Below are 23,651 nucleotides of genomic sequence, written 5' to 3' on the forward strand. Positions count from 1 at the left end.
TCAAAATGGTTCCGGGTGCATCGCACCAGGAACCATTTTGTCTACAGTCTGAGCTTATCATTAAGATAAGCTTTTCCCTAGGCATATTATGGTTTGCATATACCACAAGGCTCATATCCTTGTGTTATCAATTCCTCCCGTTTTCCTGTAAATATTTCCTTATTAGAATCTTTAATTTTTGCAACACTTGAACAATCTTCTTTATGGAATTTAATTGAATTGGTATTAAGTATATAGGTCATATCCGATTCATCAGTCTGTATGCCTGTTTCAGTTTGATTCATACTATTTTCAGCCAATGAACTATTACCCGTAGCGTAATCAATCGTGATTCCGGGCTGCACGTTATATACAAAAACATTATACAGAATTCCCTCACCATCATCTTCTACCGATTTTGCTTCCATCAATACGCCGGATGCAACCAAATTATTCCCTTCATATATAGGCGTTACACGATAAAGCACATGGTTATCCGTTTCTTTGATATAGTCAGCTACCATGTTCTCAAATGGTAACATTCCATCAACATTCATATATCTCGTACCAGTAATCAAATTTTTCTCATTTGCATTTTCTGCAGTTAACTGATATCCAATTAAGTGGCATCTATTATACAGATATTTACCGTCTACATTATCATATTTTACAGTATGCCAACCCGTTGGTTTGACCTGCCCAATATTGCCTCTTTTTTCTGTTGGCATTAAGTCTGTACCAATATTAGCATATGCAACACCGCATCTTCCAAGATTATCTAAATCACTATATAATTCAAATGACTGAGACGTATCCTCTTCACCAGTGAAAAATGGAATATTGCTATTGATTGATACATATGCTGACCCATTATGTTCCGGGATATCTATATTGCTTTTATTTTGTAGTAGGTTTAAATCTGAAACTGATTCTTTTGTGGTTGTAGTAACAGATTCACTAATAACCGAGTTTGAGATTGCTGCGTTGTTCTCCTGCGAGCATCCGGTTATTAATAGTAGTGTTAATATAACCGGTAAAAACAAATGTTTTAATTTTTTCATCTGACGTAATCCTCCCATGTAATTCTTTCATGCGAACTTCCTATAAATTCTTCTTTATTTACTAAATTCCACTCACCCATATCAATCTTAAAATAAAAATCAGCTGGATAAATTCTATTCCATCGGATTAAAATCAACTCATCAATATAATCAATATATGGTTCAATATCAATATCTTCCACGAAACAGTAATCTTCACTTTCTGCTTTTTGAAGAAATTTTTCATCTACAGTAATATTTCCACAGTCTTCTTCCTCAAATTGTTTCATGGAATAGTTATTCATCCATATTTTTTTACCTTTTGATTTTTTTAGTATGACCTTTCGTAATTCTTTATCCTTACTCTGACGCCTATGGTTAAACATCATTCCATTTTTGTCATCCACACATATTATAACAATCATATAAATTGGCTCCTTTCTTATATGCGCAACATATATCCAGTAATGATTGTATACTTAGACTGTTATCAGGTGATATATTATTATCTAATGTTTCGTAATCATAATTACAACAACTGTATATATATCCATTACAGGATATATATACCTGCTTTATTATATCATTATCTATACCGAAATCAAATAGTTCTTCACCACTTATGCCGCATAGATACTCACCAGATGTATCCAATCCATATAGTAAAACATTTCCAGACTCAATTAAATAGTAATTATCTTCTAAATATGATATCTCTTTTGAGTCATCATAAAAAGATAATTGTCTAAATTTATTATATACATCCGTATTCAACCTCCTATGGAATTCATCTACAGAACAAGCCAGTCTAAAATGGTGTTTCTTCAAATATTCATGGATATCTTGCGACTCTGTTACCATCATACAATATATAAGCCAGTCATTCATCGCACGGACTAATTCATCCTGGTTCACAGTTCCATTTGTTGCAAGATAAATACTATTAACTTTGATACGATTTAACTTACAATATTCAAGGACTCCATCCATATATGTTATATTTAGTCCTGGTTCTCCTCCAGTAAATATCAATTCATTTACTTCAGTTATTTTATAAAAGATATTTGGAAATAGATGCATATCGGCTTCTTTTTCTTCACTTGGACCACGTAGGCAATGCTTGCATACCAGATTGCACTTTCTAGTGGTCTCTAGAATCAATGTATTAATTATCACTCTTTTCTCCCTTCTATTCTTTTATTATAATATGCTTTTATTTCCAAATTCATAAGTTTATCATAGTAATCTTACATATTTTCCATTTCCTTCCTTATACAATATAGAACAAAATCATTACAATTTCTATACCCATGGGATTTATAATACTTACTTATTTTCTTTTTTTCCTCATGTGTTGTTGAAATAACCATCTTCGTATTCTTTTTTTGAGTTTCACATTCCCAAAATTTTTCTATTCCAAGCTGACAGGCTATGGCATCTAAATGTTCTACTTTTATTCCTAATTGTTTCGCTATATAGATCTTTGATTGGGATTTATATGTATTTTTAATCTCTTTCATTTTTTTATATATGTTCAGTTCTAATTCAACTGAAGAAAATGTGATTTCTGGTGATTGATTAATTAAAGCTGCAATCATTGCGTATCTTTCTGGTGATTTTATATTCCAACGCCTGAACTGAAAAAAAAGTGCATGGTTTATATTTGTAGATACGAAGTATTTCTCAATCATTTCGTTTCCAAATAAGTCACATAAAGCATGAGCAATTTTATTGACATTCACATAATATAGTCCATCTCTGAAAATACTATAACCTTCATTAATTAATCCATTATAAAGGTTATTATATGAAAAGTCAGGACTTACTTCTAATGGTAGATGTAAATATTGTAATGAGGTATCTGTTAAAAACCGCTCATATGATAGAATATTATAATCTATTACTTCATCACAGACATCTGGAAGAATATAATAATAATTTCGTTTTCTTTTATCTCCTATCTCATATTTTGTCAAACGACATCCATGTTTCTTACAGTAATATGCTAATGGAAGTTGATGACTTAGGTGCCAATATTGTTCGCCATATTTTTCTAAATCTTCTGACCTACATAATGGGCAGCTCTTTAATACTGGCCTTATTTGTTCTTGCCTACAAAGCCTTTGTGGAGCAATTGCTTTTCCAAGTTCAAAATTTTTCAAAAACTCTTGTTTTAGTTCAAGTGAATAAAACCTATATGCGTATTTAAACATGGTATTATTTAGTATAATATCTTTAATATCAAGAAATCCGTTTGGTAATTGGTTTATAATAATAGATATTGAGCTTGTTGGAAGTAAACTTGCCAGACTCTTTTCTTTTATATTTAATTCTTTCGTCGTTTTATGTGATGACGGATTTCCACTTCGTACATGATACCTGCATAAAATACTATACCATAGTTCATCTGGATATGGTGTTGGAAAAAAACTTAGCATATCTACTTCCTCCATTAATATTTTTCAACTAAATTTTCTAGTTCTAAATTCGTAATCAGAGTTTTTGAATCAGCTGCCCTTTTAAACATGGATATTAAATCTTCTGATTCCCTTGCGGTAATGGGTCTTCCTCTTTTTTGGGATTTTAAATGTAAATCTTCGTCTTCTGAATCATCCATGTCACTGCCAACACAAAAGTCTGAAATTGATGTTCCTCCGGAATATGGCTTATTTACGTTAATTTGTAACATTCCAATAGTTTTCTTAATTGTGGTGATATCTATTTTTTCTTTTCCTGACATAATAGCCTGAGATTGAGATTCTAAAAAAATCAATAATATATAGGACGGAATCCCACCAGAGTAATCATAAATTAAATTCATGATATTTTCTTTCATTTCAGCCTTTTTTAATGTCCATTGATATTTCCATATTGATTCTAGAAATTTCATATATGTTTTATCTGGCTTCAATGGAAGCAGACGGAATCCACGTGTTCTTCTTTTTAAATGTTCTTGTGAGCAAAATATTTCTTCTGCTAATAGGGTTCCAACGAAACAGATGCTTACACATGCTTCGTTTGTTAGTTCGACCAAAAATCTTATGAGAGGTTTTAGTTGATTATTTTTACTTGCTGTTACAACTGCATTTTGTATTTCGTCTATCACGATTATTCCTATTTTGTGATTAAGACAGGCTATCTTTACCTTTATAGCTAATGTACTGGCAGACCTTGATCTTGGATTATGAGCTATTTCATCAAAATAGTTCGATCCAATTGTTTTATCTATTTCTGACATGATGCTCATAGCAAGGGTTTTAACAGAACAATCACTCGGACACTCCACGCATAGATATACAATCTGTTTTACATACATTGCTTCTCCGTTATATTTACTGTGTATTATAACTTGCGGCATCAGACTTAGGCTTCTTCTAACAGTTGATGATTTTCCTATCCCGGGCGTTCCTAATATGGATCCACTAAAGGACTGTGTGGAATACTCCAGTTTAGACACATTATCTTGTATCATGCTTTTATATAAATGATTGATTTGCTGTATTGTTTCTATTGTATTTTTTGAAGAGTAATTATCCTTAATTGCCCGATATAATAAATCATAGATATAATACATATAATCCATTGGATAAAATATATTGTTAATTTCAGAAAGGAAACTTCTTCGCTCTTCTGGAGATTTTATATATATATCCATTGGAATGCTTGGAAAAGAAGCTATCTCCTTCATAAAATCATCATAGCTCAATATTTCTGGTAATGCTTCAATGTATGGGTTCTTAATAGTTGACACACCATTGGTATAGATTGCACCTACAACTTTTTCATTTTGGTATTTCATGATAATTTGTTCCTTTCCGATTTTCTGTTATCGTTGATTGTTTTTCCATCTGGCCTTCCTTTTTCTTCGAATGTAGTATTAGACACTATTTCATTTATATTCTTAATCAAATCCACCCGTGATTTTGTCTGTTCAACCCTTGAATTCTTTTTTACTTCTTTTAATCGCTTTTTGAATAATTCGTATTCATCCGAATTCATTGTTGATAAATGAGAATAATCTTCTGATATTGAAAACTTAATATACTTTCCATCATTTAATAAATATACCGATTTTATATTATTTGTATCATATGCAATTGTGATATTTTTCGTATTTCTGATTCCAGCCATGAGTTTTGATATATTTTCATTTTTATATAGAAGTCCATTAAACAATATGCCTTTTCTGCTAACTGAAGCTTTTTTACGTTCCAAGCTCATATAATAAATTTCTATATCATCAATAGGAATCAAAGCCGATAGATTGCAGTTTGCATACCAATTCCAAATGTTGCATGGAATTGGAACTATACCAAATTCTAACATATCAAATGTTGGAACATATGATTCTAAAATTCGTTTACTGTTTATATATATGACTGTTTCTATTACTATTTTTGTAAACTCATCTAAGTTTAAAGTTGCTTGTGTCCTATAATCTATTGCCCATCTTTCTTGTGCATCCTTCTCTATAACACCCTTTCCTCTTAAAGTAGGTTTAAATCTTTCTTGTATAATATCAAATGTTTTTTCAACAAGACTTTTTTCATCAGGACGATAAGGTGGTAATATTTCAATCTCCATGCCATGGATTCTACATAGTTCTTCCGATACTCCAAAAACAAATTCAGAACCTTGATCAATAATGATTCCACCTGGTAAATCCCTTGATGGCCACTGTTCTTCATTTATTTCAATTCCATATCGTTTGCAATATTCAACCTTATCTTCAGCAGCATTAGCAAGACATAGCATTACTGCTTTCTGATCCGACTCCAGTCCCACATAGATTCCTGCAATCAATTGGCTAACTGTGTCAACAGCTAGGTAAATATTAGGTCTTCCTATAATTAATTTTCTGCTGAATCTTGAAACTAAATATATATCGGCTTCTGTTGCATCCATTTGATAATAACCAATCTTATCTTTCCAATTCATGGCACTTCCAAAAACCGGACGGTTATCCCTTTTATATGAAGAGAGTCCATTTCTTGAGATATCTTTTTTAGATTTTCTATGGAAATAGTTATCATAATAAAAGTGTCTAAAACTGTGCCATGAAGGAATATCTGTCAATAAATGTCCATCTGCATCTGTATATTTGGCCAGCAGCAGCATATCATATGTAGTCTGTAATGATATTTTCTTTGCTGAATAATAGAAATTCCTGATAGCCCATTCAAAATTCTTATATGTTCCTTCGTTTTTTGATTCACTTTTAGGTGGTTTGGGCTTTATTAACATACCAGTAGACAAATATTGATAATATAGCCGCAGAATCCTCCTTTCCGTTGTTCCGTATTGAACCGCAATATTTTTTGCCAGCCTTATCCGCTTTTTTTTACACTTTATACACTGTATGTCATCTAATAGAGGCTGAATCATGTTCTTTCTTTGTTTTTCAGCCTCAGACAATTCCCTATCTTTATTTTCTATGTATTTATCTGGAGCTTTTACTTTTTGATATTTTTTTAGAAGGTCATCTGAAACGTAGGTCGGTGATGCTGAATTATCATATGAAATAATCCATTCGCCATCGGCATCTTTTAAAACTGTATGAAATAATTCATCTGCTATTATATAAAACATGTTAATTCTCCTCAGGTATGGCTATTTTCCAGTTAGTTATGCCCATTATTTTCCAATATCTTCTTGAAAGTTCCATACGCTCTATTGTTGATAATTTGTATAAGTTTTGAGAATCAACTATTTCGCGTACACCAATTGAATCATCAACATAACGTATAACGAAATCAGTCACCCATAATGTACTTAAATAATCTTTTCTTATATAAATCGGATTAATATTATCATACAGTGATTGATCCCAGAGCTTTAGTGTTTCATAACCCGCCACATGGTCTAATGTTTCTAAATGCTCTGCAAATCTTTTTGATATTCTTGAATGAACAGAAATAATACAATTGTTCTTTTTACTTAAGAATTTTATAGTTCTCCCTTTTACATTTGATTTTTCCATTTTTAAACTTCTCCTTTTTATTAAATGTCTATTTTTTCAAATTAAATAAGGTGCCAAAATATTTAATTTGAGTTTTTCAACAAAATCAGTGCATTTTTTTTTGAATTAAATGCTTATTTAATTCGAGATTTTTAACATGATTAGGGTATTTAATTCGAATTTTAGGCCTTTTCAGGCGTTTTATGCTCTAAAACTCGAATTAAATCAAATTTTTTTTGCTTAAATTCTCGAATTAATTCTATTTATTTAAAAAGTCTATGTGAATGTCCGAGACAAAATGGTATGTTTATCCGAACAAAAACAATCCTATTTAAATAGGGTCTTGTGAACACGAATCTTATCATGAAGAACAATAGTATTCAGTCTTTCTTCCATATTTAGTAACAGAAAAGGCTTAGTTAATACGGCCAATCTGTCAATAAGCAAATTCCATCATGTGGTTTAGAAGCCCAGAATTCGTTTTTGGGCTTTTCTTCTTTTCCCTTCTTATAAACTTTCGCCGTTTTGGGAATTGGCTCTATATCAGTAAATTGTGCTAGGATAGTATTACGCTTGATTATGTAGTTTCCATTGTTGTATTCAGCTTCATATCCAAGAATACGATTCGTAATCCTCATTTCTATATCCACCTTTATTATTCGTCTATACTAAATCACGGCAACTTCCTATTTCTATGGCATCATAATCTTCTTCATTTGACTCTGTAGCCAGTTTTAGTTTCTTTTTTATAATCTCTACCCTCTTAATCTTCCAAGCTGAATACAGCCATTCTGGTGCGTCTGTGACTATGTTGTTATGATATAGATTACATTGTTGCTACATCCAGTCCAATCCATACGCGGATAGCATCACATAAATCATAGAATTCTTTTAAATGACTATTTAAGATAGCTTCCTCATCATTGTAAATCAGACCAGGATCTTCTATATCCGGGCATGACATCTGGATATCTTCTATTAATGCATCAATATCATATTTCCATTTATCTATATCCTGTTGGACCATTTTATTTAACAGTAATTTTAAACAGACTTCCATTTGGTTGTATACAGACACAATTGTTTCAATCGTATTTTCCTTATCAATCAGGCTTCTTAGCTTCTGTCCTTCGTCTTCAAGCTTATATTTCCATCTAATCATAATTTCTCCTTTATTCGTTCTTATGTATTCCAAGATTATTTATTATAGGAAACATTGACATGTTCAAAGACATATTTCCACCATATTTCAGGTTGTTTTTGGCTATTATAGTCATCCCGTAACTGTTGTAATTCTTCTGGTGTCAAACATTCCTGTAGATAAACACTACATTTTTTTATTTCATTTTCATTCTCCATATTTTCTGCGCCAAATATGTTTCCACTAAATCTTGCCATTGTTTTGTCTCCTATTTTAAGTCTGTCATCTATAAAGCAAAGGCTTTAGAATAAAATATCTTCAAGATAGTCCATTTCCAATCCCAGCTGTTCCAATACAATGTTTTCAGCTTCATCAGCATCATAATTACATTCTTCCAGCATGTTTTTTACTTCATCCAGACGTGACTCTGCTTCTTTTTCTGTATTCCCATCACGTTTCATTAGGATTTCGATGATTCGATTCATCATTATCCTCCTTGCTTTCCAACTATGTTAACCTAGTCGTTTATATCTTCTTCCGTTTCTTCTTCAATCATCTTTTTATATTTTTCATAATTTTCCTCAGTTACTTTGATAATAAAGAAACTCTTATCAAAATGTCCTGTATCGCAAGATTTAGGAGTATATAGATATACACCCTTTTCTATTTTTTTAATCTTTGGTGTTTTTCTGCAGTCCGAAAGAGCATCTCCAATATCGTGAACAATTTCTGTTTTTGAATGGAAACAGCATTTTTCACTATCAAAAACAGAAAACCATACCTCACTCATCCCTATTCCTATCCAATTTCCTATTTTCAATTCCTGTTTCATATTCATTTCCTTTGCTTTGGATTTTCAAAAACAAAAAGACCATAGGAACTTAATCCTACAGTCTTCTCTCTGCTTCTTTTTGTCCATTTTATACCGCACATTTGGGCTGTTTTATCTCGGACATTCACATCTTCTGTGAATGTCCGAGACAAAATGGTATGTTTATCCGAACAAAAACAATCCTATTTAAATAGGGTCTTGTGAACACGAATCTTATCATGAAGAACAATAGTATTCAGTCTTTCTTCCATATTTAGTAACAGAAAAGGCTTAGTTAATACGGCCAATCTGTCAATAAGCAAATTCCATCATGTGGTTTAGAAGCCCAGAATTCGTTTTTGGGCTTTTCTTCTTTTCCCTTCTTATAAACTTTCGCCGTTTTGGGAATTGGCTCTATATCAGTGAATTTTTCTATTATAGTGTTCCGCTTGATTATGTAGTTTCCATTCTTGTATTCTGCTTCATAACCAAGGTTACGATCTGTTATTCTCATTTTTTTTCTTTCCATTTTTTTATTTCTAGCATAATATTGGTATCAAATGAATCAGAGAGGACAATACATATGTTAAGAATAATGATTATTGGTCTTGTATTAAGTTTACTCGTAGTTTGCTTTGGTTTCTTTAGATTAGCTAAGGCTATGAAAAATGAAGATGCTGACCTCAAAGCAAGGACAGTGCCCATTATAACTATTTCCCGGGCCTGTGCTATCGTTTGTTTCCTTGGTATTGTAATTCTATCAATCATAAAGCTGTTCCTATAATACAGCCCTTGAAAAAAGGCAAACTATAATAATGTAGACAATCCGGACACTTGAACCAGTAGAGGTGCCACTCTGCTGGTTTTTTTAATTCTATTCATTTAAAACGTTTCTTATTTACTCTGCATCCAGTTATATTTACATTTTCGATTGCTTCTACCCTTATCTGGTTTTGAACTGAATATGGCCATTCAGGTGCGTTTGGTGCCTATTATTATAGAGGTTACTGTAATACTTGTATCTGTTTTCTTAAACAAAAAACACCTCCTACTCTATTTCATTTGTCTTTTTGACAACTGAATAAAATAGAAGATGTTTTTCACTGTAATATTATTGGTGATTTATAATATTCTCGTACTTTTTTAATTAACTCTGTATTATAACAGCCCGTAGTTTTTGCTATTTCCTTAATTAACTCATCATCAAAAGTCCCTCTCTCAACATATTTTTTTCGCTGAGACCATGATGGGTGGCTACCAAGTTTTCTGTTTTTTTCATTTTTGTTTAATTTTGAACTGTTTATAATAGATTCGTTAATTTCCGATTTATAATTTATTGAATCCAACAGTTTTTGTTTGCATCCATTTACCATTTTTTCTGCCGCACCAAAATCTGCATGAACTTCATTTACCCAACTGATAAATATCCTATCAGGTCCTTCTTTTGATAACATAGAAAAATCTCCATCTTTATGGGTTAATTCATGCCCTATTGTGATCAAAAAAGCATTTCGTGTTTCTGAACTGTCAAATAATATTAATTGAACTGCCCATCTGGGACTGATAGTAATGATTTTTGGAATGATGGAACCTGCATTTAGTATTCCATTTAATGCACTTTGAAAACACGAAAATACTATAATATATCCGTTGGAATTTATTGATTTTCTATAATTGTTAAGTCTTTTCCCAATACCCTTTGGTTTATCCATTTTCCATTGTATCGCTTTATAATACACATAAATTCTTACTGGAATACTTATCATTTTCCCTAATCCTTTTTTATTTAGAGAATAACATAAGTAAATAATGATTGCAATTCACATTATAATAATAAATAAAATATTAAGCTTATTATTGAGGTTGCTATAAACAAAATTATATTTCTCCATGGAAATTCAGAAGGTGCTTCTGCTTCCAGAATTCCGTAATACCAACCTAATTCAAGAAATATACAAATAAGTGCATAAACCAATGGGACAACAGATATCCAAAATAAAATTTTAATCAACATAATCATTACCTTTTTATTTTTAGTATGAGAGATTCCTTACTCTTCTATTTTATTCAGTTGTCAATGTACAAACCTAACATAAGTTTTAATAGTTAAAATAGGATGTCTTCGATATAATCCATTTCCAAGCCTAACTGTTCCATCATGATTTTTTCAGTTTCATCTGCATCATAATTACATTCTACCAACATATCTTTCACTTCTTCCAAACGTGCTTTTGCTTCCTTTTCTGTATTTCCATCACGTTTCATTAAGATTTCGATGATTCGATTCATCTTTATCCTCCTTGCTTTCCAACTATGTTAACCTAGTCGTTTATATCTTCTTCCGTTTCTTCTTCAATCATCTTTTTATATTTTTCATAATTTTCCTCAGTTACTTTGATAATAAAGAAACTCTTATCAAAATGTCCTGTATCGCAAGATTTAGGAGTATATAGATATACACCCTTTTCTATTTTTTTAATCTTTGGTGTTTTTCTGCAGTCCGAAAGAGCATCTCCAATATCGTGAACAATTTCTGTTTTTGAATGGAAACAGCATTTTTCACTATCAAAAACAGAAAACCATACCTCACTCATCCCTATTCCTATCCAATTTCCTATTTTCAATTCCTGTTTCATATTCATTTCCTTTGCTTTGGATTTCAAAAACAAAAAGACCATAGGAACTTAATCCTACAGTCTTCTCTCTACTTCTTTTTGTCCATTTTATACCGCACATTTGGGCTGTTTTATCCCGGACATTCACATCTTCAAAGTTCATTGCCTATTTCATCTTCGGCTTAAAAATCACCGACCCCAGATACCCAAAGATCAGCGCTCCAGAGATCCCCACCGCACTGGCGGTGAAGCCGCCTTCAAAGATTCCCAGAAGTCCGTCCTCTCCCATGCTCTTCCACACGCCCTTCCAGAGCGTGTTTCCGAAGCCAAGCAGTGGTACTGTGGCTCCGGCGCCTGCCCAGTCCGCAAACGGCTGATAGAGGCCCAGAGCGCCAAGAATTGTTCCGCTCACCACCAGCAGCACCATGATCCGGCCCGGCATCAGCTTTGTGTTGTCCATCAGTATCTGAACCAGGGCGCAGATTACACCGCCTACAAGAAATGCTTTTACAAATTCCATCGTTATCTCCTTTCTGCCGAAGGCAGCACCAGTCTTACCCGATATGCTCCAGCATAACTGCATGTGCAATACCCGGAATCGGCTGTCCCTCGTTAAAGCTGACCGTGGAAAGCAGCGCTCCCGTCGGCACAAACAGCACCCGCTTCCATGTTCCATCTTTAATCTTTGGAAGAATGTAGGAACACAGTGTGGCCGCCGAACAGCCGCATCCGCTTCCGCCCGCATGGGTGTCCTGGGTCTCCTGATCGTAAATCTCGATTCCGCAGTCCGTATGGATTTCCTCCAGCAAGTGGTCCTTATTCTTCATAAAATCGAGGAGAATGGTGCGTCCGATTTCTCCTAAATCCCCTGTGATGATCTTGTCATAGTACGATTCATCCACGCCAAAATCTTCAAAGTTCTGTTCAATGGTATGGAACGCCGCCGGCGCCATCGCGGCTCCCATATTCATGGAATCCTTGCTTCCCATGTCCACCATACGGCCTGTTGTGATGCCTGTAATGGCCGCTATTCCCTCACTTTTATGCTTCGATACCACAACGGCTCCGCAGCCTGTCACCGTCCATGTAGCTGAAAATGGCCGCTGGTTCCCGTAGGCCAGAGGAAAACGGAACTGCTTTTCCGCGGTTGCAAAGTGGCTGGAGGCCATTGCGATGATTTTGTCCGCGTATCCGGCGGCTACGGTCATTGCGCCCAGGTTCAGGGCCTCGCCCATGGTGGAACACGCTCCGTAAAGTCCGAACAGTGGAATTTCCAAATCCACCGTTCCGAAGGAGGTGGCAATCAACTGTCCCAGCAAATCTCCGGCAAACAGATACCGGATATCCTTTTTCCGAATATCTCCCTTTTCAATGGCCAGATCTGCCGTCTGTTTCTGCAGCGCGCTCTCCGCCTGCTCCCAGGTGTCCGCACCAAACATGTCGTCCTGCTCCACCACATCGAACAGCTTTCCCAGAGGACCTTCTCCCTCCTTCTTTCCTACGATGGAGGCCATGCTTTCTATGACCGGAGGTTCCTCAAATTTGATACTCGCTTTTCCTATCTGCATTCTGTCATTCACTCCATTTCTCTGTAAACCGTATTTTTCAAAAAAGAATACTGCCTGCCGGACTCCTGCACCGGAGCGCAGCCGCTTAAACGGCCATATTTCCTCAGCGCGGCAGTACGCTGTTTCTCTCTTCCCTGCTACTTTCTCCATTTTCCTTTTTTTCTATTCATCCGCCGCAAATCATTCACCATAAACCAGTCATAACAAGCCGACTGCCGCAGCCCTTACGCCGCAAATCAATCCCCTCACTTCACACGCCCCAAAAAGAAAATGCCCCGGCGGGACCGCCGGGACAGAGACTGCTGATAACGAAGCCGCTAACGCTTACAAGACTAAAATATGCCCACCCACCGGCCGATCCAATAGAGGATGCCGAGAACCCAGCTGCTCAGGATTCCGTACAAGATAACAGGTCCTGCAATGGTAAATATCTTGCAGCCGATACCGAATACCTGGCCTTCCGCCTTGAATTCCACGGCAGGCGCCACCACTGAGTTGGCAAAGCCCGTGATCGGAACGAGGGCTCCTGCGCCGCCGAATTTCACGATCTTTGGGTAAATGTTAAGCCCTGTTAAAATAACGCTTCCCGCAATTAAGACCAGGAGCGTCCAGGAGGCTGCGGTATCCTTGTCCATCCCGCTGTTCATGAACCAGGTGCTCACCAACTGTCCAATGGTGCAGATAGCGCCTCCCACAAGGAAAGCCTTCACGATACTCAGCCATTTGTTGTGGACTGGTGTGACCTCTTTTACATAGGCATCGTATGCCTGTTTGTTAATCTCCATATTTTACCTCCGATTCCTGTTTTTTACTGTCCGAAATTGCCCGTGAAATATACGAGTGAACCAATGAGCTTGCCAAGACCGATGGCCAGGATCACGTACTGAAGTCCCACGGCCAGATGAATTCTCCTGCTGATAACCGGCAGGGCCTTTAAAGTCTCCGCCAGAGACATGACGAGACAGCCGACAAAGATTCCGACCGCCAGCCCGTAGATCCCCAGGAACACATTCCCGCCCATGTGGATCGGGATTTCATAGATATCGGATACGTTTCCCAGTATACCGCCTATGATAATGACCGTCTCATACAGAAAAATGTGTTTATTTGTATGGGTCTTTCCAATCAGCCGCGGGAAAACGCCGATGATTGCCAGAAATGCGAAAACGCCGGCTGCTATGACGCCGCCGGCGCTAAGCCCCAGAAACACAAGAAATAACTGCTTAAGAAACATCAATGTCCTGCTCCTTTCTGCCGTCATTCTGAATCAGGGTCTTGCTGACATTGTCCTCGTAAAGGCGCATTTCCACCTCCAGCGGCGTCGGATCCGTATTGATTTTGAACTTCGCAAAATGATTGAAGAATCCTACGATTCCCAGCGCCAGTCCTACGGAATAGCTCACCTCCAGGATTGTGAATCCGGTGGATTCCTTTCCCATGATGATCCGGTAAATCTCGCTGAAGACATCCGTCACACTGACATCGTTATTAAAGGTCATGATGGCAAAGGACGCGCCGCAAAAACAGATAATACAGACAAATATGGTCTTGATCCATTCCCAGGCCCAATTCGGGGACTTCGGCCGGTGGTAATCGATGATAAAATCCACTTCACCAACATTGTTGACGGTGATCGTCGGATCCATCTCCGTGATCTTTTTAATCACATCCAGCGTGCTCTCCACGTAACGTTTATCTCTGTCCAAATGAATCGTTTTAATGCGCAGGGCGCTGCACTTGTTTGTTACGGCGGAATCATCGCTGTAGACCGTCGCCACATCCTTTAACTGAATCTCCTTATGATGGACCTCAGTAATCTGGCTGATGTTTAGATAGACAGTCTTGCTCATATTCTCATCTGCCCCGCTTTCCGGATGAGTTCTACCAGCGTTCCATCCATTTCGCCGCCGTCCGGCACCGCGGCGATTAAGTACCATACAATGGCGGCCACAGCGATCAGGCATACGACAAGGAGTGCAATTCCCAGCTTATGTTTCATGGATTCCATACGTGCTCACATCCTTTTCTTTCACTTTTCAAGAGTAGTATGAGCCGTATGAAGTATTTTATTCTATATTTTTTCGCGCATCTGCTTTAAAATCTTTTTTTCAAGACGGGAAACCTGGACCTGTGAGATACCGAGACGCGTTGCAATCTGGCTCTGGGTTTCATTATAATAATACCTCCTGACAATGATTTCCCGGTCCTTATCGGAAAGCTCTGTCAGCAGCTCCCGCAGCACCATACGGTTTAACAGCTCCTCCTGGGCAGAGTTTTCCTCCTCGATCTTGTCGATGAGAAGAATGCTGTTTTCATCATTTTTATTGACTGTCCGGTAGAGCGATTCCACCTCCGCTCCGGCCTCTATGGACGCCGCCACTTCCTCCTTGCTGGCCCCGATCTCTCCGGCGATCTCCTCGATGGTCGGTTCCCGTCCAAGGGTAAAGTTTAAGGCCTCTCTGACACATTTTACACGGGTGCCCATCTCCTTGATGGAGCGGCTGACCTTTATCATGCCGTCGTCTCTTAAAAAGCGCTTGATCTCTCCTGTTATCATGGGGACCGCATAGGTGGAGAATTTAACCTCGAAAGACATGTCGAACTTGTCGATAGCCTTCATGAGGCCGATGCTTCCTATCTGAAATAAATCCTCCGGATCATATCCCCGTCCTGTAAATCTTCGCACAATGCTCCAGATCAGTCCCATATTCTCGGTGACGAGACGGTCGCGTGCTTCTTTATCTCCTTCGTGAGCCATTTCTATTAATCTCATGGTCTCATCCATAGGACTCACCCGTTAATCTTCTTTTTCATGGTCACAACGGTACCCTTGTCCGGTTCTGACTCCACACGCACCTCGTCCATAAACGCTTCCATAAAAGAGAATCCCATGCCGGATCGTTCTCCCTCTGGATCGGTGGTAAACATCGGTTCCATCGCCTGCGAAATATTGGGAATCCCGATTCCCGTATCCCTCACAGTCACGGTCAGCTCCTGTTTCAGTATCTCCACCTCAAGATAGATGATCCCGCCGTTTCCCTGATAACCATGTATCACCGCATTCGTCACAGCTTCCGACACTGCGGTCTTTACGTCGTCCAACTCCTCCAGCGTAGGATTCATCCGAGCCATAAATACGGCCACCACAACCCTTGCAAACTCTTCGTTCCGGGACAGGCTCTCAATTTCCATTCTCAAAACTTCTGGTCTGTTTTCTTCTAACATGTCTTCCTCCTCAACCTGTGACTGCATCTTCCTTTGAGTCATATAATTTCATTAATTTTAAAATGCCGCCCATTTTCAGTATTCTGAGCACCTGGGCTCCCGCTCCGTAGATCGTCACCTTTCCTCCGCTCCGGGCCATCTGCTTGTATCGGTTTAATAACACTCCAATCCCTGAAGAATCCATAAATCCGGTTCCCGAGAAATCAAACACAATGCGGTTAATATAATTTTCCGAAAGGATCAGATCGGTTTCATATTTTAAGCCGGTGCAGTTGTGGTGATCCAACTCCTCCGGCAGGTGGACAATCAGCACGTGGCCGTCCGCCTCATAGGTAAATAGTGGCTTGTTCATAGTTCTCCTTTCCAAAAAGAATCCCGCTTTCCGGACTCTTTGTTCTATCACAGAGCTCTTTTTTTATAAGAATTTAGAGTCCGGCGAGCCGGACTCTCGCGCCGGAGCACTTTCCTGTTTCACAAAAAAAGACACGGCAAAAGAGCTCTCTTTCTCTTCTGTCGTGTCTTCCTTTTTACGCAAACAGGATTAGAATCCCCGTTCCGTCCTGGCCTGCGCTATCAATGTTTCATCTTTGCTGTTATTTATGATGTCCGTAAACATCTCATTCGCCTGTTCCTTCTGATTCATTCCCTTGTAAATGACGGCCGCCTTATACTTGGCAGCCCAGTAATCCGGCTTTACAGCCAGGCTCTTTAAATAGTAATCGAGAGCCGTCTGGCTGTCTCCCGCGCCCGAAGCCTCGTCTCCAAGGCTTTCCAGCACCTGATATCCCCGTTCCTCCATATCGGCCTTAATCTCTCCGACGATGGCCAGCACATCCGGTGACGCGATGAGTTCCGTCTTCAAATCGGCGTAAAGCTTTACCGCCGCGGTGAAATCATCCTTCTTATACGCCTGCAGAATTCCGATCACGTTCTGGTATTGAGCCAGCACGCTGTCCGAGTCATTGGTAAATGTGGACAGGGAATCTTCCGCCGTTTTCTTATCTGCCTCCAGGCCGGCGATCTGCTCACTTAAGCTGTCTGCCTTCTGATTCGCCTGGCTTAAGCTCTCGCTGTACTTAAGCATCTCCTGGTTGTGTTTTTCATTGATCGCCCTCGTATTCGCCGGCATAACCAGGAAAAAGACGACGGCCGCCCCCAGAAGCAGGCCCGCGAGGATATTGACGACCGCCATATCCTTCGTATTCTCTCTGTAGCTGGGCGGAATGATGACGTCGTCATCCTCCATCTGCCGGTGGGACAGGACATTTTTCAGCTTCCTCTTTTCAGGCTCACGCTCGGTGCGGCTGCCTGTATTTGCCTTGACGATCGACTTATACCAGAGCGCCTTCGGGTGATTCCTGTCTATCTGCAATACCTTGTAGACTGATTTTCCCGCCTTCTGGTAATCCTCTCTCGCAATACAGAGAATAGCCAGCAGCAGCTGGGCCTTCACGTAGTTCGGCTTCGCCTCCACCACCTTGACGAGCTGAAGGATCGCCAAGTCCTCGCTGCCGTTCTGGGCGTAGACGAGGGCCTGGTTAAACCGCCGGATCATGTGGCGCCGAGAGACTCCCCTTTTTCTCTGGATTTCACTGATAGTAATCCGGTTCTCCTGCGGCTGCAGGTTCATGCTGATGACCCACTGAACAAGCGCATCCCCGACCTCCCCAACCTCATAGTAAATGAGGCCCAGAAGGTTCCTGGCATCCGTCTGATACTTATTAAAATGTAGGCTCTTCTTTAAACATTCGGCCGCGCCGGACAAATCCCGCAGCCGCGCCCGCTCTAATCCCATGTTATAATAGCTGTTGGCAATGACACGGGTTTTTCTTACATAATCCATATCTTACCTGCCTATTCCTTACCGACTTCCTTGATCAGTTCCATCATCAAATCATTCATATCCGTCAGATCGCTTCTCACGATCGCATCCTCTATGGCATCTACTTCCAGACTCGGTCTGTAATCGTTTATCTCGGTTTCAAAATCAATCATCTTTTATACCTCCAAGAATTGTCTTTATCTCTCCCATCAGATACAGGGATCCCACACAGAACAGCAGATGTTCCCTATCCTGCCATGTGAGCAGTTTCTCCAGTGCCTCTTCTGCCGTATCAAAACCATATATTCTGCAATCGGAAACGGCTAAAAATTCCGCCTCCAGCACTTCCTTTGCCATTCCCCGATCCGAATGGATATGGGCTACAGCAACCGAATCCAGCGGAAGACCCGCCGCGATCTCACGGATCATGGTATCGTGGGCCTTGTCCGATACCGAGGAAAACAGAAGACAGGCCCGCTTCCCGCTCTTCTCGCAGAGACGCGCGGCTGTCTTTATAAATTCTTCGATTCCGCCCGGATTGTGCGCTCCATCCAGGTAAAGCCCGGGCGCCGCCTCTTCCATGCGCGCCGGCCATCTCATGGACTCCAGTCCGGCCTTAAGCTCCTCTTCTGATAAGCGTATGTCTTCCCTCTGCCGCATCAGCACTTCCACCGTCCTGAGCGCAGTCAGAGCGTTCATCACCTGATATTCCGCCTGGGAAGGAATCAGCACGCGGAGAACGCTGCCGTCAAGCCGCTTAAGCCCCGCCCGGATACCCTGTTCTTCCCATGCCTCTATCACATAGTCCTGCCTGTCCACCGGATATACCGGGCTGTGACTGGCAGCGGCCTCTTCCTCGATCACAGCGGCTGTCCTCTGATCGCCTCTCTCATATATGACGGGAACGCCCGGCTTTATGATACCGGCCTTCTGATAAGCGATCTTTTCCACGGTATCGCCCAAATATTCCGTATGATCCAGACTTATGGAAGTGATGGCTACTGCCAGCGGATGACGGATCACATTCGTCGTGTCCAGCCTTCCGCCGAGTCCCGTCTCCAGAATCGTGAAATCATTATCCATCTGGTCAAACAGCTTCATACCCATGTAAAACAGGAATTCAAAATAGGATGGATGGCAGTATCCCTCTTCCGTCATACGTTCCGATAAATCCCTGATTTCACGAAAGCTGCTCTCAAACGGCCCATATTTGACCGGCTTACCGTCGAATAAAAACCTCTCCCGCACCTCCGTCAGATGAGGCGAGATAAATGCTCCCGTGTGGTATCCCCCTGCCATCAGCATGGAGGTTATATATGCACAGACCGACCCCTTTCCATTGGTCCCGGCCACATGAATGATCTTTCTCTTCTCGTCGGGGTTGTCCATCCGCTCCAGAAAAGCCCTGATATCTTCCAGGGAATTCTTTTTTCTGGCCCACATGGGGATATCGGCCAGATATTCTTCCGCAGTTTTTTCCAAACTCATCTTACGCCCCGGCTTTCGTTCTTTATGTAATCTTAATCCTTATGCTGCCTTACTGCGCGCCTTTTCCCGCACGCCAATTCGGGCTTTCTTATTTATTATAATATAACTCGGCCATTATGCAACCTCTTTCTTTCGCAAATACAGACGGATTTCTACATTTTTACTCTGGTTCTTTCACGGAAACGCGGACAGAGCGCCGGGACAAACGCTCCTGTAAAATGAAAAACAGGGGTATTCCGGAACCACAGTCCGGACACCCCTGTTATCATCTGTCAATTTATTCTCCGCAGTATGCGATCGCTTCGATCTCAACAAGCGCTGCCTTTGGAAGAGCAGCTACTTCAAATGCAGCTCTGGCCGGGCATGCACCCTCAAAAAAGGTTGCATAAACTTCGTTCATAGCGCCGAAGTCGCCGATGTTCTGTAATAAAACAGTTGTCTTTACCACATTTGCCATAGATAAGCCTTCGCTCTCTAAGATCGCCTTGATATTAGTTAAGGACTGCTTCGTCTGGGAGGCGATATCCTCGCCTGCAAATGCTCCTGTTGCCGGATCGATCGGAAGCTGGCCGGATACGTATACGTAATCTCCGCCTCTCACTGCCTGGGAATATGGTCCAATCGCTGCCGGTGCTTTTTCTGTAGCCAATACTTTTTTCATTCTATGTATCTCCTTTCGTTCTTCACGTTATATATCTAGATTATCACACATTCCGCAAAAGTCAAGAAAGTTTTTTAGGTTATCTTAAAAATATTTAGTTTAACTGTTTTTCTTTTCGTATATTTACCTCTTGTCATCTAGTATTGAATACTATATAATAGGATATGAGGTGAAACTATGAAGACGAATGACGAAAGAATACAGGATATCCTAAAACGTCTGGATACCTTAAGTTATATCAGGCCTGAAGAGATTCCGGGCATTGATCTTTACATGGACCAGGTTACTACCTTTATGGATGAACATCTGAAGAACACGAAGCGCTACCCCGAGGATAAGGTGCTGACGAAAACCATGATCAACAACTATGCCAAGAACAACCTGCTGCCTGCGCCCAACAAAAAGAAGTATTCCAGAGAGCATATCCTGCTTCTGATTTTTATCTATTATTTTAAGAATATTCTTTCCATCAACGACATCGAGGAATTGTTCCGGCCGATCACCGCAGGACATTTCGCATTGAAGGACGGCCTTTTACTGGAGGACATCTACAAAGAGATCTTCTCCCTGGAATCGGAGGAGATGAAACATTTGCGGGAAGACGTGAAAGCAAAGTATGAACGCGCGGGCGATACATTTACGGACGAGAACCTGGCTGAGGAAGACAGGGAATACTTACGGCTCTTCGCCTTAATCTGCGAGTTATCCTTTGACGTCTATTTAAAGAAGCAGATGGTGGAACAGATGATCGACGAGCTTCGGGAAGCGAACCCGTCCAAAAAGAAAAAGTAAGTAAGCGAAGATAAAACGCGCCCTTTCATGGGAACAGTCCCCTGCGGAATCTGTTCCCATGAAAGGGCGCGCTGCATTTATCTCTCCATTTTGTCTGAAGCTGCGGCCTCTCCGGGCTGCACTAGTACTAGTTCGCCTCTGTATCCTCCAGACGCTTAAATACCATATCATATCCGTCGTTTCCATAATTCAGGGAACGGTTCACACGGCTGATCGTGGCTGTGGAAGCCCCGGTCTTTTCCGCAATCTCCAGATACGTGCGGCCCTCGCGAAGCATCTTGGCTACCTCATACCGCTGGGATAAGCTGAGCAGTTCATTGACCGTACACACATCCTCGAAGAACGTATAGCACTCTTCCGGTGTCTTCAGTGTCAGTATTGCCTGAAACAGATGGTCAACCGCATCTGTCTTAATTTTTTTATTCATGGTTTCAATCAGTCCCCTTTATTTTTGCTGTTACTTCATCTATGGAGTATTTTAACATATTAAAGTCATAAAGTCCACCCCCGGACACTTATGACAGCATAAATTTTTCGATGACATGAGCAACGCCGTCATCGTTGTTGGAAAGCGTCACGTAATCCGCCGCATTTTTCACGGGCAGGACCGCGTTCTCCATGGCCACGCCCAGACCGGCATACTGAATCATGGACAAATCGTTGTATCCGTCACCGCAGGCGATCATCTCGTCCTTCGTCATGTTAAGGCGCGTAAGCAGCCGCTCTAAAGACGCCGCTTTATCGATTCCCTTGGGCAGAACCTCCAGAAAGTGGGGTTCCGAACGGTACACACTGTAATCACGCCCCATTGCGGCCTTCACCTTCGGTTCCACGAGAGCCAGGTAATCCCCGTCGTCGAGAAGCAGAAACTTTACCACCGGGAAATCCACGTACTGCTCGAAGTTTTCCACCCGCCGGACCTCCAGTTTATTGATGTCGGACTCCTTTTTTACATAGATATCTCCGGGGTCCGGCGTAATGATGCAGTCCCCTTCGTATGTAAGGATGTTCACGCCGTGCTCCCTGGCCAGCGCAATGATCCTTTTATTCGATGTTACAGGAAGCTCCTTTGCAAACACGGTCTCACCCGTTTTGCATTCGATAATCCGCCCTCCGTTGAAGGACAGGATATAACCGCCCTCCTCTGTGAGTCCCAGCTCCTTCGCCAGCGGCATCACACCATAGGTAGGCCGTCCGGAGGCCAGCACGATGGTTCCCCCCTGGCTTTTCAGCTTCATCAGCGCTTCCTTCGTCCTCGGTGTGATCACTTTATCCCGGTTTGTCAGTGTGCCATCCAGATCCAGCACGATCATTCGATATGCCATAATTCCTTCTCCTGCTTTCGTAAAATTCTCCGTGAAAAGTATATCATACTTCGGGGTAAAATGCAAAATTTAGAAATTCGACTCATAATCCGGGAACTGCTGCCTGTCACATTTCATACAATGTCACTATGAGAAACAACAAAAAAGGAGAATTCTATGAAAAAAATCGTGAGCATCGTTCTCGCCGTATCCATGCTTGCCGTCTGCGTGACCGGCTGTAAAACGACCACAAGGAAACAGCTTAAGCCAGTGGTTCTGAATGAAGTCGCTCATTCTATCTTCTATGCTCCCCAGTATGCCGCCATTGAACTGGGGTATTTTGAGGATGAAGGGCTCGACCTGACGCTGGTCAACGGCGCCGGCGCCGACAAGGTCATGACCGCCCTGATCTCAGGAGACGCCGATATCGGTTTTATGGGATCTGAGGCCAGCATCTACGTCTATCAGCAGGGTTCTGACGATTACGCCGTAAACTTCGCCCAGCTGACCCAGCGGGCCGGTAACTTTCTGGTCGGCAGGGAAGCCCAGGATAACTTCACCTGGGCCGATTTGAAGGGCAAGAAGGTGTTGGGCGGAAGAGCCGGCGGCATGCCGGAACTGGTATATGAATATATTTTGAAGAAGAACGGGATCGAGCCCGCCGCAGATCTGACCATCGACCAGAGCATCAACTTCGGTTTAACCGCCGCCGCCTTCACTAGCAACGACGCCGATTACACGGTTGAGTTTGAACCGTTTGCTACCGGTCTGGAAAAAGAAGGCAACGGCCACGTCATCGCCTCCCTCGGCGTCGATTCCGGATACGTTCCCTATACCGCTTACAGCGTCAAGAAGAGCTATTTAGAGAAGAATCCCGAAACCATCCAGAAATTCACCAATGCGATTCAGAAAGGCCTGGAATACGTAAACACCCATTCCGCCGAAGAAATCGCCAAAGTGATCCAGCCTCAGTTTAAAGAAACCGATGAGGATACCATCGCCACCATCGTTGGCCGCTATAAAGACCAGGACACCTGGAAAGGCGACACCGTCTTCGAAAAAGACAGTTTCGAACTTCTGGAAAACATCCTGGAGGAAGCCGGCGAACTGAATGAGCGCGTTCCTTACGACAAGCTGGTAACAACCGAATTCTCACAGGAAGCGGCAAAGTAATTCCGAATGCCCACACATAACAAACAGATCCCGTTTCCGCTCTTCACCGCCGAAACCGGGATCTGTTCTTTCC

Annotated in this window: 35 protein-coding genes; 2 read left to right on the forward strand and 33 right to left on the reverse strand. The window is 40.9% G+C overall.

Annotated elements, in window-relative coordinates; genetic code table 11:
- Positions 1-86 precede the first annotated feature (86 nt).
- The 31 genes from ACLTD4_RS09850 to ACLTD4_RS10000 form a co-directional block, all read right to left on the reverse strand.
- Entirely contained in the window at positions 87-1,040 is a 954-nt protein-coding gene (locus tag ACLTD4_RS09850) for a DNA/RNA non-specific endonuclease (RefSeq protein ID WP_412331281.1), read from the reverse strand.
- A complete protein-coding gene (locus ACLTD4_RS09855; protein ID WP_412331282.1) occupies positions 1,037-1,444 on the reverse strand; it encodes a ribonuclease Z in 408 nt (135 codons plus the stop codon). Before ACLTD4_RS09855 ends, ACLTD4_RS09850 begins: the two co-directional genes overlap by 4 nt.
- Complete coding sequence (locus ACLTD4_RS09860) at positions 1,419-2,195, reverse strand: radical SAM protein (RefSeq protein ID WP_412331283.1); 777 nt, start codon at positions 2,193-2,195, stop codon at positions 1,419-1,421. The genes ACLTD4_RS09855 and ACLTD4_RS09860 overlap by 26 nt, the downstream gene beginning before the upstream one ends.
- Before the next feature lie 71 nt (positions 2,196-2,266).
- Entirely contained in the window at positions 2,267-3,472 is a 1,206-nt protein-coding gene (locus ACLTD4_RS09865) for a TniQ family protein (protein ID WP_412331284.1), read from the reverse strand.
- On the reverse strand, positions 3,472-4,818 hold the full coding sequence (locus ACLTD4_RS09870) for an AAA family ATPase (RefSeq protein WP_412331285.1): 1,347 nt from the start codon (positions 4,816-4,818) through the stop codon (positions 3,472-3,474). Before ACLTD4_RS09870 ends, ACLTD4_RS09865 begins: the two co-directional genes overlap by 1 nt.
- Positions 4,815-6,608 (reverse strand): Mu transposase C-terminal domain-containing protein, encoded by a 1,794-nt coding sequence (locus ACLTD4_RS09875; RefSeq protein WP_412331286.1) that lies wholly within the window; start codon positions 6,606-6,608, stop codon positions 4,815-4,817. Before ACLTD4_RS09875 ends, ACLTD4_RS09870 begins: the two co-directional genes overlap by 4 nt.
- A gap of 1 nt (position 6,609) precedes the next feature.
- On the reverse strand, positions 6,610-6,999 hold the full coding sequence (locus ACLTD4_RS09880) for a hypothetical protein (protein WP_412331287.1): 390 nt from the start codon (positions 6,997-6,999) through the stop codon (positions 6,610-6,612).
- A 398-nt stretch (positions 7,000-7,397) separates the two neighbouring features.
- On the reverse strand, positions 7,398-7,616 hold the full coding sequence (locus ACLTD4_RS09885; protein WP_191230585.1) for a hypothetical protein: 219 nt from the start codon (positions 7,614-7,616) through the stop codon (positions 7,398-7,400).
- A 188-nt stretch (positions 7,617-7,804) separates the two neighbouring features.
- A complete protein-coding gene (locus ACLTD4_RS09890; protein ID WP_412331171.1) occupies positions 7,805-8,140 on the reverse strand; it encodes a hypothetical protein in 336 nt (111 codons plus the stop codon).
- Positions 8,141-8,175: 35 nt separating this feature from the next.
- Positions 8,176-8,376, reverse strand: a complete 201-nt coding sequence (locus tag ACLTD4_RS09895) for a hypothetical protein (protein WP_191230586.1) — start codon at positions 8,374-8,376, stop codon at positions 8,176-8,178.
- Between the two features lie 45 nt (positions 8,377-8,421).
- Positions 8,422-8,604: a hypothetical protein gene (locus ACLTD4_RS09900; protein WP_412331170.1), complete on the reverse strand. Its 183-nt coding sequence runs from the start codon at positions 8,602-8,604 to the stop codon at positions 8,422-8,424.
- A 32-nt stretch (positions 8,605-8,636) separates the two neighbouring features.
- The gene (locus ACLTD4_RS09905; RefSeq protein WP_412331169.1) at positions 8,637-8,951 is read right to left on the reverse strand and encodes a hypothetical protein; all 315 of its coding nucleotides are present in this window, start codon (positions 8,949-8,951) and stop codon (positions 8,637-8,639) included.
- Positions 8,952-9,225: 274 nt separating this feature from the next.
- The gene (locus ACLTD4_RS09910) at positions 9,226-9,444 is read right to left on the reverse strand and encodes a hypothetical protein (RefSeq protein ID WP_302819077.1); all 219 of its coding nucleotides are present in this window, start codon (positions 9,442-9,444) and stop codon (positions 9,226-9,228) included.
- A complete protein-coding gene (locus ACLTD4_RS09915) occupies positions 9,441-9,698 on the reverse strand; it encodes a hypothetical protein (protein ID WP_302819076.1) in 258 nt (85 codons plus the stop codon). The genes ACLTD4_RS09910 and ACLTD4_RS09915 overlap by 4 nt, the downstream gene beginning before the upstream one ends.
- A 332-nt stretch (positions 9,699-10,030) precedes the next feature.
- The gene (locus tag ACLTD4_RS09920) at positions 10,031-10,696 is read right to left on the reverse strand and encodes a hypothetical protein (protein ID WP_303193497.1); all 666 of its coding nucleotides are present in this window, start codon (positions 10,694-10,696) and stop codon (positions 10,031-10,033) included.
- A 340-nt stretch (positions 10,697-11,036) separates the two neighbouring features.
- Positions 11,037-11,219, reverse strand: coding sequence for a hypothetical protein (locus tag ACLTD4_RS09925; protein WP_412331288.1), 183 nt, complete (start codon positions 11,217-11,219; stop codon positions 11,037-11,039).
- Between the two features lie 32 nt (positions 11,220-11,251).
- Positions 11,252-11,566, reverse strand: a complete 315-nt coding sequence (locus ACLTD4_RS09930) for a hypothetical protein (RefSeq protein WP_412331169.1) — start codon at positions 11,564-11,566, stop codon at positions 11,252-11,254.
- Entirely contained in the window at positions 11,517-11,708 is a 192-nt protein-coding gene (locus tag ACLTD4_RS09935) for a hypothetical protein (RefSeq protein ID WP_412331289.1), read from the reverse strand. Before ACLTD4_RS09935 ends, ACLTD4_RS09930 begins: the two co-directional genes overlap by 50 nt.
- A gap of 3 nt (positions 11,709-11,711) precedes the next feature.
- Positions 11,712-12,065, reverse strand: a complete 354-nt coding sequence (spoVAE, locus tag ACLTD4_RS09940; protein ID WP_002600319.1) for a stage V sporulation protein AE — start codon at positions 12,063-12,065, stop codon at positions 11,712-11,714.
- 34 nt (positions 12,066-12,099) lie between these two features.
- Complete coding sequence (spoVAD, locus tag ACLTD4_RS09945) at positions 12,100-13,113, reverse strand: stage V sporulation protein AD (protein ID WP_055655688.1); 1,014 nt, start codon at positions 13,111-13,113, stop codon at positions 12,100-12,102.
- A 332-nt stretch (positions 13,114-13,445) separates the two neighbouring features.
- Positions 13,446-13,898 (reverse strand): SpoVA/SpoVAEb family sporulation membrane protein, encoded by a 453-nt coding sequence (locus ACLTD4_RS09950; protein ID WP_002600321.1) that lies wholly within the window; start codon positions 13,896-13,898, stop codon positions 13,446-13,448.
- Positions 13,899-13,921: 23 nt separating this feature from the next.
- On the reverse strand, positions 13,922-14,347 hold the full coding sequence (locus tag ACLTD4_RS09955) for a stage V sporulation protein AB (protein ID WP_055655393.1): 426 nt from the start codon (positions 14,345-14,347) through the stop codon (positions 13,922-13,924).
- Positions 14,337-14,963 (reverse strand): stage V sporulation protein AA, encoded by a 627-nt coding sequence (locus ACLTD4_RS09960; protein WP_002600323.1) that lies wholly within the window; start codon positions 14,961-14,963, stop codon positions 14,337-14,339. Before ACLTD4_RS09960 ends, ACLTD4_RS09955 begins: the two co-directional genes overlap by 11 nt.
- A complete protein-coding gene (locus ACLTD4_RS09965; RefSeq protein WP_002600324.1) occupies positions 14,960-15,121 on the reverse strand; it encodes a hypothetical protein in 162 nt (53 codons plus the stop codon). Before ACLTD4_RS09965 ends, ACLTD4_RS09960 begins: the two co-directional genes overlap by 4 nt.
- 63 nt (positions 15,122-15,184) lie before the next feature.
- Positions 15,185-15,898 (reverse strand): RNA polymerase sporulation sigma factor SigF, encoded by a 714-nt coding sequence (gene sigF, locus ACLTD4_RS09970; RefSeq protein WP_025530535.1) that lies wholly within the window; start codon positions 15,896-15,898, stop codon positions 15,185-15,187.
- Positions 15,899-15,903: 5 nt separating this feature from the next.
- Positions 15,904-16,338: an anti-sigma F factor gene (spoIIAB, locus tag ACLTD4_RS09975; RefSeq protein ID WP_117623357.1), complete on the reverse strand. Its 435-nt coding sequence runs from the start codon at positions 16,336-16,338 to the stop codon at positions 15,904-15,906.
- A gap of 10 nt (positions 16,339-16,348) precedes the next feature.
- Entirely contained in the window at positions 16,349-16,690 is a 342-nt protein-coding gene (locus ACLTD4_RS09980; RefSeq protein ID WP_002600327.1) for an anti-sigma factor antagonist, read from the reverse strand.
- Between the two features lie 189 nt (positions 16,691-16,879).
- Positions 16,880-18,181: a hypothetical protein gene (locus tag ACLTD4_RS09985; RefSeq protein ID WP_412331290.1), complete on the reverse strand. Its 1,302-nt coding sequence runs from the start codon at positions 18,179-18,181 to the stop codon at positions 16,880-16,882.
- 11 nt (positions 18,182-18,192) lie between these two features.
- Positions 18,193-18,333, reverse strand: a complete 141-nt coding sequence (locus ACLTD4_RS09990) for a hypothetical protein (protein WP_002600329.1) — start codon at positions 18,331-18,333, stop codon at positions 18,193-18,195.
- Entirely contained in the window at positions 18,326-19,648 is a 1,323-nt protein-coding gene (locus ACLTD4_RS09995; RefSeq protein ID WP_117623356.1) for a bifunctional folylpolyglutamate synthase/dihydrofolate synthase, read from the reverse strand. Before ACLTD4_RS09995 ends, ACLTD4_RS09990 begins: the two co-directional genes overlap by 8 nt.
- A gap of 277 nt (positions 19,649-19,925) precedes the next feature.
- Positions 19,926-20,309 carry a RidA family protein gene (locus tag ACLTD4_RS10000; protein ID WP_002600331.1) on the reverse strand — a complete coding sequence of 128 codons (384 nt, stop codon included), beginning with the start codon at positions 20,307-20,309 and terminating at the stop codon, positions 19,926-19,928.
- A 177-nt stretch (positions 20,310-20,486) separates the two neighbouring features.
- On the opposite strand from ACLTD4_RS10000, the gene ACLTD4_RS10005 reads away from it, so the two are divergent.
- Positions 20,487-21,101 carry a DUF1836 domain-containing protein gene (locus ACLTD4_RS10005; RefSeq protein ID WP_117623355.1) on the forward strand — a complete coding sequence of 205 codons (615 nt, stop codon included), beginning with the start codon at positions 20,487-20,489 and terminating at the stop codon, positions 21,099-21,101.
- 127 nt (positions 21,102-21,228) lie between these two features.
- Here the strand turns inward: ACLTD4_RS10005 and ACLTD4_RS10010 are convergent, their stop codons facing one another.
- Together ACLTD4_RS10010 and ACLTD4_RS10015 are read right to left on the reverse strand one after the other, a co-directional pair.
- Positions 21,229-21,528: a YerC/YecD family TrpR-related protein gene (locus ACLTD4_RS10010; protein WP_002600333.1), complete on the reverse strand. Its 300-nt coding sequence runs from the start codon at positions 21,526-21,528 to the stop codon at positions 21,229-21,231.
- An 88-nt stretch (positions 21,529-21,616) separates the two neighbouring features.
- A complete protein-coding gene (locus ACLTD4_RS10015; protein WP_117623354.1) occupies positions 21,617-22,426 on the reverse strand; it encodes a Cof-type HAD-IIB family hydrolase in 810 nt (269 codons plus the stop codon).
- Between the two features lie 156 nt (positions 22,427-22,582).
- On the opposite strand from ACLTD4_RS10015, the gene ACLTD4_RS10020 reads away from it, so the two are divergent.
- Positions 22,583-23,578, forward strand: coding sequence for an ABC transporter substrate-binding protein (locus ACLTD4_RS10020; protein WP_412331291.1), 996 nt, complete (start codon positions 22,583-22,585; stop codon positions 23,576-23,578).
- The last annotated feature ends 73 nt before the right edge of the window (positions 23,579-23,651 follow it).

The sequence above is a fragment of the Hungatella sp. genome (assembly GCF_046966825.1).

Bases quoted from the DNA above. Each gene is read 5' to 3' on its own strand.
- ACLTD4_RS09900 (WP_412331170.1), bottom strand. From the start codon at position 8,604: ATGAATCGAATCATCGAAATCCTAATGAAACGTGATGGGAATACAGAA.
- ACLTD4_RS09960 (WP_002600323.1), bottom strand. From the start codon at position 14,963: ATGAGCAAGACTGTCTATCTAAACATCAGCCAGATTACTGAGGTCCAT.
- spoVAD (WP_055655688.1), bottom strand. From the start codon at position 13,113: ATGCAGATAGGAAAAGCGAGTATCAAATTTGAGGAACCTCCGGTCATA.
- ACLTD4_RS09985 (WP_412331290.1), bottom strand. From the start codon at position 18,181: ATGGATTATGTAAGAAAAACCCGTGTCATTGCCAACAGCTATTATAAC.
- ACLTD4_RS09995 (WP_117623356.1), bottom strand. From the start codon at position 19,648: ATGAGTTTGGAAAAAACTGCGGAAGAATATCTGGCCGATATCCCCATG.
- ACLTD4_RS09890 (WP_412331171.1), bottom strand. From the start codon at position 8,140: ATGATTAGATGGAAATATAAGCTTGAAGACGAAGGACAGAAGCTAAGA.
- ACLTD4_RS10000 (WP_002600331.1), bottom strand. From the start codon at position 20,309: ATGAAAAAAGTATTGGCTACAGAAAAAGCACCGGCAGCGATTGGACCA.
- ACLTD4_RS09865 (WP_412331284.1), bottom strand. From the start codon at position 3,472: ATGGAGGAAGTAGATATGCTAAGTTTTTTTCCAACACCATATCCAGAT.
- spoVAE (WP_002600319.1), bottom strand. From the start codon at position 12,065: ATGGAATTTGTAAAAGCATTTCTTGTAGGCGGTGTAATCTGCGCCCTG.
- ACLTD4_RS10020 (WP_412331291.1), top strand. From the start codon at position 22,583: ATGAAAAAAATCGTGAGCATCGTTCTCGCCGTATCCATGCTTGCCGTC.
- ACLTD4_RS10005 (WP_117623355.1), top strand. From the start codon at position 20,487: ATGAAGACGAATGACGAAAGAATACAGGATATCCTAAAACGTCTGGAT.
- spoIIAB (WP_117623357.1), bottom strand. From the start codon at position 16,338: ATGTTAGAAGAAAACAGACCAGAAGTTTTGAGAATGGAAATTGAGAGC.
- ACLTD4_RS09895 (WP_191230586.1), bottom strand. From the start codon at position 8,376: ATGGCAAGATTTAGTGGAAACATATTTGGCGCAGAAAATATGGAGAAT.
- ACLTD4_RS09965 (WP_002600324.1), bottom strand. From the start codon at position 15,121: ATGGAATCCATGAAACATAAGCTGGGAATTGCACTCCTTGTCGTATGC.
- ACLTD4_RS09880 (WP_412331287.1), bottom strand. From the start codon at position 6,999: ATGGAAAAATCAAATGTAAAAGGGAGAACTATAAAATTCTTAAGTAAA.
- ACLTD4_RS09990 (WP_002600329.1), bottom strand. From the start codon at position 18,333: ATGATTGATTTTGAAACCGAGATAAACGATTACAGACCGAGTCTGGAA.
- ACLTD4_RS09855 (WP_412331282.1), bottom strand. From the start codon at position 1,444: ATGATTGTTATAATATGTGTGGATGACAAAAATGGAATGATGTTTAAC.
- ACLTD4_RS09885 (WP_191230585.1), bottom strand. From the start codon at position 7,616: ATGAGGATTACGAATCGTATTCTTGGATATGAAGCTGAATACAACAAT.
- ACLTD4_RS09870 (WP_412331285.1), bottom strand. From the start codon at position 4,818: ATGAAATACCAAAATGAAAAAGTTGTAGGTGCAATCTATACCAATGGT.
- ACLTD4_RS10010 (WP_002600333.1), bottom strand. From the start codon at position 21,528: ATGAATAAAAAAATTAAGACAGATGCGGTTGACCATCTGTTTCAGGCA.
- ACLTD4_RS09930 (WP_412331169.1), bottom strand. From the start codon at position 11,566: ATGAAACAGGAATTGAAAATAGGAAATTGGATAGGAATAGGGATGAGT.
- ACLTD4_RS09925 (WP_412331288.1), bottom strand. From the start codon at position 11,219: ATGAATCGAATCATCGAAATCTTAATGAAACGTGATGGAAATACAGAA.
- ACLTD4_RS09850 (WP_412331281.1), bottom strand. From the start codon at position 1,040: ATGAAAAAATTAAAACATTTGTTTTTACCGGTTATATTAACACTACTA.
- sigF (WP_025530535.1), bottom strand. From the start codon at position 15,898: ATGGATGAGACCATGAGATTAATAGAAATGGCTCACGAAGGAGATAAA.
- ACLTD4_RS09980 (WP_002600327.1), bottom strand. From the start codon at position 16,690: ATGAACAAGCCACTATTTACCTATGAGGCGGACGGCCACGTGCTGATT.
- ACLTD4_RS09905 (WP_412331169.1), bottom strand. From the start codon at position 8,951: ATGAAACAGGAATTGAAAATAGGAAATTGGATAGGAATAGGGATGAGT.
- ACLTD4_RS09915 (WP_302819076.1), bottom strand. From the start codon at position 9,698: ATGATTGATAGAATTACAATACCAAGGAAACAAACGATAGCACAGGCC.
- ACLTD4_RS09955 (WP_055655393.1), bottom strand. From the start codon at position 14,347: ATGTTTCTTAAGCAGTTATTTCTTGTGTTTCTGGGGCTTAGCGCCGGC.
- ACLTD4_RS09950 (WP_002600321.1), bottom strand. From the start codon at position 13,898: ATGGAGATTAACAAACAGGCATACGATGCCTATGTAAAAGAGGTCACA.
- ACLTD4_RS09910 (WP_302819077.1), bottom strand. From the start codon at position 9,444: ATGAGAATAACAGATCGTAACCTTGGTTATGAAGCAGAATACAAGAAT.
- ACLTD4_RS10015 (WP_117623354.1), bottom strand. From the start codon at position 22,426: ATGGCATATCGAATGATCGTGCTGGATCTGGATGGCACACTGACAAAC.
- ACLTD4_RS09875 (WP_412331286.1), bottom strand. From the start codon at position 6,608: ATGTTTTATATAATAGCAGATGAATTATTTCATACAGTTTTAAAAGAT.
- ACLTD4_RS09935 (WP_412331289.1), bottom strand. From the start codon at position 11,708: ATGAACTTTGAAGATGTGAATGTCCGGGATAAAACAGCCCAAATGTGC.
- ACLTD4_RS09920 (WP_303193497.1), bottom strand. From the start codon at position 10,696: ATGATAAGTATTCCAGTAAGAATTTATGTGTATTATAAAGCGATACAA.